Origin of the sequence: Pseudoalteromonas sp. MelDa3 (genome assembly GCF_002863625.1) — a bacterium.
Taxonomy (GTDB): Bacteria; Pseudomonadota; Gammaproteobacteria; order Enterobacterales; family Alteromonadaceae; genus Pseudoalteromonas; species Pseudoalteromonas arctica.
Genome location: NZ_PJBR01000262.1, coordinates 1 through 6,843, shown reverse-complemented (window position 1 = coordinate 6,843; position 6,843 = coordinate 1). Strand labels below are relative to the sequence as shown.

Annotated in this window: 7 protein-coding genes; all 7 read right to left on the bottom strand. The window is 32.3% G+C overall.

The window, feature by feature from the left end; genetic code table 11:
* A partial coding sequence (locus CXF89_RS21050; RefSeq protein WP_145990867.1) for a hypothetical protein occupies positions 1 to 635 on the bottom strand: 635 nt, incomplete at its 3' end.
* A gap of 31 nt (positions 636 to 666) precedes the next feature.
* Positions 667 to 1,692 carry an ATP-grasp domain-containing protein gene (locus CXF89_RS21045; protein WP_121955674.1) on the bottom strand — a complete coding sequence of 342 codons (1,026 nt, stop codon included), beginning with the start codon at positions 1,690 to 1,692 and terminating at the stop codon, positions 667 to 669.
* Positions 1,689 to 2,807, bottom strand: a complete 1,119-nt coding sequence (locus CXF89_RS21040) for a CapA family protein (RefSeq protein ID WP_121955673.1) — start codon at positions 2,805 to 2,807, stop codon at positions 1,689 to 1,691. The genes CXF89_RS21045 and CXF89_RS21040 overlap by 4 nt, the downstream gene beginning before the upstream one ends.
* 5 nt (positions 2,808 to 2,812) lie before the next feature.
* Positions 2,813 to 3,937, bottom strand: coding sequence for a hypothetical protein (locus CXF89_RS21035; protein ID WP_121955672.1), 1,125 nt, complete (start codon positions 3,935 to 3,937; stop codon positions 2,813 to 2,815).
* On the bottom strand, positions 3,937 to 5,103 hold the full coding sequence (locus CXF89_RS21030) for a hypothetical protein (protein ID WP_145990866.1): 1,167 nt from the start codon (positions 5,101 to 5,103) through the stop codon (positions 3,937 to 3,939). The genes CXF89_RS21035 and CXF89_RS21030 overlap by 1 nt, the downstream gene beginning before the upstream one ends.
* Before the next feature lies 1 nt (position 5,104).
* Complete coding sequence (locus tag CXF89_RS21025) at positions 5,105 to 5,530, bottom strand: acyltransferase (RefSeq protein WP_219621674.1); 426 nt, start codon at positions 5,528 to 5,530, stop codon at positions 5,105 to 5,107.
* A 67-nt stretch (positions 5,531 to 5,597) separates the two neighbouring features.
* On the bottom strand, positions 5,598 to 6,843 hold a 1,246-nt coding region (locus CXF89_RS21020; RefSeq protein WP_145990865.1), incomplete at its 5' end, for a lipopolysaccharide biosynthesis protein.

Genomic DNA, 6,843 nt, shown 5'->3' with positions numbered 1-6,843 from the left:
AACAACAAAATATATCTATAATTTGTTGTTTTACTATCGCAATCTATCAGTAAATAAACTAATGAGATTGATGCAAGAGCAGAAAGAGCTCCTAATATATTTGGATTCATCCCCATAAACCAAAGTCGTTTGATATTCTCAGTAGACTCTAAGGCGTCCCCATCATTTGAAGATTGCAAACCTATACCATTAATAGCTAAAATGTATATTGATAAGATGCCTAAAATAAAAAATATCAATACAATTTTTTTCTTTGTAGCTTTACCTCTTAGCTCATTAGTAACAATCCAATATAAGAACAGATATTGAAGGGGCATTAACAGGAGTAAGGCACTTAATTTTCCAGACCCAAAAATGTGTGCTGAGGTATTTGATACAGCAAATAAAACAAACAGAACAAACAGACTACCCAATTGCTTGATATTATCTTCATTGATAGAAAAAGAATCCTTAATGCTTAATAATGCACAAACAAAATAAAGTAGTCCTAATGCCTTTGTAATTGTATACCCACCGAAAATATATGCTTCTTTCCAGTATTCATATCCTAGAAAAAAAGTAAACAAGCATAGTAATATAAACTTCATGTTTCTAAAAAAAGTTATACCGATATATCTAGGGTTATACTGGTACATTAAAATTCTCTATGAAAAGTAAATAAAAAGCTCATTTAATTGACCTAAAATTACTAATTATATTATCAACCATCCACTCTTGTGGATTAAAAAAACCTTCATGCCAATCAAAATTAGCATCCCAATAGCCAGGACATGGATCATAAAATTGTACAGCGAACCCATAACTTAATTCTATCAAGTAAGGTTTCCCGTTATCATCCCATACAAAATCAAAAGCAACTGACTGAGACTGCAACTTTTTATTAACTTTAAAAGCAATTTTAATACATTCCAAGTCTATTTTATTTTTATCAAAAATTTTAATACCACTACCAGAGGCTCTAAAGTCGTCATCCCTAACCATGCGTTTTACAGCAAATGCTCTATTATCTACAATAATAACTCTTAAATCTGAATCATTATTCGGGATAAAATCTTGAAAATAAACATAGCCTTTTTCTGGAGGCTGCATTCCTGCAAAGTCGGTGGTAATAAACAACCGTGCGCTTGCCCTTATAACCGACGAAAACGAAATTAGCCCTGCTTTGTATTTTTTAATTGAATCACAGAAATAACCTAATTTATCAAATTGTGGAAAGCCACTTCTAAAAGCCCGGTTTATGATCTTAATTGCCTGCTTTCTATTTTTGACTAATTTTACATTAGAAGCACCAGCACCACCTTTTAATTTAAAAACCTTAGGAAATATAGTTTTTTCAGCCCATTTTATAGCAACTTCTTTATCATAAAACACATAGCTTGGAACTATCGGAGCATCTATAGCTTCAAGTAAGTATTTCTGAGCAACTTTATCATCGAAATGCCAACTTGTTTTAAATTCAGGAAAAACTCTTATCCCTGCATGTTCAAGAGAAAATAAGATTCTTTTCGCTGTAAGTACATCTTTAAATTCATTGTGGTGGTGATGCCACATAAATGCGTCACAATCATTAAGCTGTTGTATTATATCGCTATCAAATGCGTTAACTACTTTATAGTCGATGTGTTTTTTCTTGCAGTAAGCAATCCAACGTTCTGAAAAGCTTCCCGTCCGATGATGAATAGCTAATTTCATTTTTTTAATCTTTCCTTTAATACTGCTTTAGATAGGTCATGATGGGCTTCACAGCGCATTAAATTTGAGAAATATGCCAACCCTTTTGTATTTGTAAAGTTCATTTTTAACTTATTTAATGCTAGTAAAAAGTAGCGATTTTTAATAAAGACTTTGGGAGACCAATGATTCAAATAAACTGATTTTTTCAACTCAATGTAAGTATTCCAGTGTTTAGCCAATAGAATTTTACTTTGAATTATTGCAGATAACTCACTAACTTGTTTTAAAACTTCAGCTTTTCTATTTCCTGTAAGTAACGTCAAACTGAAATTATCTTTTCCTTGGGCAACGGGATGAAGTTTAGTTTTTAGTCTATTATTATGTAACTCGATCTCAAGTATTACGCCAGTGTACCAATCCTGCTTAGCACTATCCATTGTAAATAAGAAGTTCCCTAAACTATAGTAAATAGGTACACCTTGATAAACTTCATATCCACTTACGCAGTGTGTATGATGCCCAACCACAAGATCAGCGCCTTGTTCAGCATAAAAACGGTATTGTTCCTGCATTCTTGGACTAGGTAAATTGTAGTACTCATGCCCTCCATGAACAATAACGAAAACATAATCACTTTCTTTTTTTGCCTTTTGAATTTTTCGGATATCTTTAACTAAATCCATGCCATTAGCTCCTGCTGAATTACTATCAGCACTAGCCCACTCATTTTCAGCAATATTAATAATTGCAACAGTGCCTTGGTCTGTATTTATGAAATGAGTAAGTGAAGCATCCACAATATTACGTCCTGCACCAACTGTTTCAATGCTATTTTTGTGACAAAAATCAAGCGTATCAAGCACTCCTTCTTCGTCATAATCTTTAATATGATTATTAGCTAATGCAGCTATATTTATATTTAGACATGTAAATACACCTATCGTACTTTCAGAATTAGCCTTAATATGAGGACCTGTTTTAATTATTTTATTTTCACTTTGTGTAATTGGGGCTTCTAAATTTACTATATTGTAATCAGAAGTTGAGAAAAGCTTAATTAAATCAGTATCGATACTTAATTGGGGGTCGTAAGAACCAGTTACAACCAAATCACCTGTAATAATCATTTTCATAAATGCTATTGCTCTGCCTTAATTAAATCACCTAACTCAGCGGAATGCATAAACTCTACATCAGGCCATTGTTTTAAGATTTCATGTAATAGTAGCTGGAGTAATTTTAAATTTTTACTTCTATTTTCTTCAAATATTGAACCGATAAAGGCAACACGATGAGTGCTGATAATTGCAGGTTTATTAACTTTAAATGCATGTTTAATTTGCTTCAATGCAGTTGAAACCCAATCTTTATTTACAAATGATGCTGGCTCAAAAATAACATTTCTGGTTAGATAAACTTGGTTATAGTTATTTTTTTCACCTAAATAATGATATTTTGAGTTAGCAGAAGGTACTTTTTGAACGAAGCCTCCCTGTAGATATTTCACATTACCAGCCGATAATATTTTCTCTGTTTCACTATGCCAAAAATAATTAGGGGCTATGAATGACTTGGAATTGAATCCAAAACAGTCGCTAAAAATTTCTATTCCGTCCTCGATCGCTCGGTTTCCTTGCTCTTTACCTTCACCAGTATCATAATCTAGCGCTGCCATAAAGCTAGGATTACTCTCTTTACTAATAGATTGACTCACACCAAAAAAACTATTATCAAAAGCAAAGTGAAGTTCCGTTGATTTATTTTGCAGACACATTAACCATCTTTCAATATTTAAATGCTCCCGCCCATGTAACTGTGGGTAAAATAATTTATTAGAAATCCCATGCTTCCACATATCAAAATTTGTATTTTCATACTTATTTAGAGTGTCAGTAAAAACTTCATAGTGATAATTCTCGTATTTGTCAGCTTTAATCCTTTCAAAATCGGGATTAGCTACTATCGTATTTGCTGTAATGATTGGATGATTTCCCTTATGATCTTTATACTTTGTTAAAGTATTGAATAGAGCATCTAGATCATCAGTGGATGCCAAAGTATCGTATTTACAATATGCACATTTATCTACATCAAGCCCTTTTTTTAAGGATTTTTCGTAAACACTTCGGCTAGGCATCCGAATACTACCCCAGTCATCAGACTCGATTATTACTATTTTCCTATCAGTTTTCCACCCACGGCGCTCATTAATAAACTTATGTGTTTTGTTACTTAAAACATTTTTTATAAAATGAAAATCCATTATTTATTACTCTTAATCGTACTAATTAATTGATAAAAAAAAGGCTTACAATCATTTTTTGAAAATACATTAAGCTTCACTTTACTATTAAAAACAATCTGAAAAATATCTGAAAGAATTAATTTGTAGGCTCGGTTTTTAACATGATTTATAAAAGTCGATAAGAAATCTATATAGATATATCCATCTTCTTGTGATGGCTGACTTACTTTATTAAAAGAGGATTCATTTGTAATATCCATATATGAAATGAGTGATAAATTAGAGTGTGATATTTCATTTAATTTAAAGAAACCCTCAAGACGAACGCTCATTTCAATAAAGTAAAATTGATTATTGTATTTTTTATACTCTATTCCACCGATGCCTTGATAGTCTATATTGTTTAAAAATGACTTACTAATGCTAGAAAGATTTTTATTGAATTCCCCCTTTCCTTTTAGCATGATACCTCCATTTGAAGTAGATTGAAGGGTCTTTTTTCCCATACTTTCAAATAAGTCACCATTTTTATTTCTATAAAATAGGTAATAATATGAAGTATCGTTGTCACCAGGGATAAATTCTTGGCATAATAAAGAGCTGTTCATACTAATATGGCGAATGGCAAATGATTTAAATTCTTGCTTATCTTGAATTACTTTTATTTTAAAGTTTAATCCATCTTTTAAATATGTAGCTCGTGGTTTTAGAATCACCGGGAAATTAAAATCGTATATTACTGTGCTGATATCACTCTTATTTTTTATTACTTGAGTTCGAGGGACAATTAAACCAAATTCGGCCGCTTTTACTTCTGCAAGCCCTTTCTGAGTAAATGTTTGTATTATTTCCGATGATGGCATACAAAGAGTGAAGTATTCATTAAACCAATCCCTATGGTTATCTATATAGAAACAGGACGTATCAGTAGTAAAGTAAAGCACCGGTTTCTCTGTGAAACCAACCCCTCTATGCCAGTTTTGAACTTGAGTTATATAATTGCATTCATCTTCAGCATTAATATAAATAACCTTATCTACAAATTTACTCAAGCCTATTATGTTGCTTGCTTTTTTATCAGTGCATAAAACATAAACTTTACATTTTTTCGTTGCGGCAATACTTTGAGCCAGTGATAATACACTACCCACAGCAGTGCCTGACGTGATGACAATGTTTTTCATATTACTCAAATATTTTAGGGTCTAACGTTTTAACAACTTTAGCTGGAATACCAGCTACTACAGTGTAATCAGGGATATCACTATTCACTACAGAACCAGCCGCTACAATAGAATAATTACCGATCCTCACCCCTGGTAAAATAATAGCTCTAGCGCCAATCCATGTATCATGTCCAATTATTACTGGTGCTGTCATTTTAGGATATATTATAGATAATTTATTATGGGGACCATTTGGATTTGCGCTGGTTAATATCGTAGTTTGATAGGCTAAAGTAGAGTTATCACCTATTGATATTTTATCTTTAACTAATAAAAAACAACCTGTGTTAATTTCAGTCTGATTACCTAACTCCAAAAACTTATAATTACCAATCAGCGTTATCTTTGCACTGATCCTATAGCCATTACCACTAACACCTAACATTGCATAAAACGTTTGAGCATACCGACTAAAAAACGGTAACCTTAAAAGAGTCTTATAAAGTTTAAACCTAAAGCGCTGTAATATGTTTATCATATGATTTAATTTTAACCCAAATAATTATATTGTTCCCAATAATAAGAATCAAACTTATTATTGAGTAAATAAGAATAACCCATTCAAAAGTCAGCGTTAGGTAATTAAAAAGCCCTATAAGCGTTACTACTTTTACCATGAGAGAGACAATTGAGTATTTAAAGTTATATTTTTGCATTTCAAATACACGAATTGCAGCTGTACCGGGCGATGCTATCATCATACCTATTAAAAGAGGGGTTAACATTTTAGCGTATGTAGCTGCACGCGCCCACTCCTCACCTAAAAGAAAAGGTACTATGTAATCACCTAAGAATATCACCGCAATCGAAGAAATTAAGGATAAAATTAACAATCCCAAAAATACATTTGAGTACCATTTCAAAATTGGTCTGTTCAAATTTCTTCGTTTAGCCATATCTGCAAGAATAACACTACGAATTGAATTTGCTAGAAGCGCTACAGGCTGATTTATTAATCGCAAGGCTAGACCATAAACTCCAATTTGAGCTAGAGGTATATAATTCACGAATAAAAGCACAGGTAAACTTGAGGTAAAACTTAAAATAGCATTCGAGGCAGTAAAGTATTTAGGGTAGTCGATGTACCTTTTCCCTTGCTTCAGCATATCCTGTTTTGTTATTTTTTTATAATAGTCCCAATTAAAATGGCGTGTATATAAAAGATAAAAACCAGCTATTGATACTCCAGCAATATTACCTAAAATGAGCCCCTTTAACTCATAGCTATAATAAAGCAAAAACTGAAACAAAAAAATAGCTACTGCCTGCAACACTCCAGCTATAGCTGTGTGATTAAAGTGTTTGTACCTGATATTCCATAGTGCTGAATTATTATAATTAATACTTAGCAGCACACCCAGCCCTATCAAAATTTGTAAATCTTGATATTTTTCAAAATAAGTTACTGGTAAAAACATAAAAGCAATGCAAAAAACTGTTATAAATATCGTGGCAATATTAGATAACTTTAAAAGCGCATATGCATCTTTATCTTCCTTCGGCAATACTAAAGCAGTGTCGTATTTTAAGGTTGCAAAAGAACTAATAAATCCAACGATTGCAGCGAAAACAGACAATAAGCCGAATGCTTCTTGTGAATAAAGCCGTGATAATATTGGTAAAGTAGCAAAAACAATAACTTGAGCGAGGATAGTTCCTGAAGCTAATTTCCCGGCGTTCTGGACAAAATCACTTTTT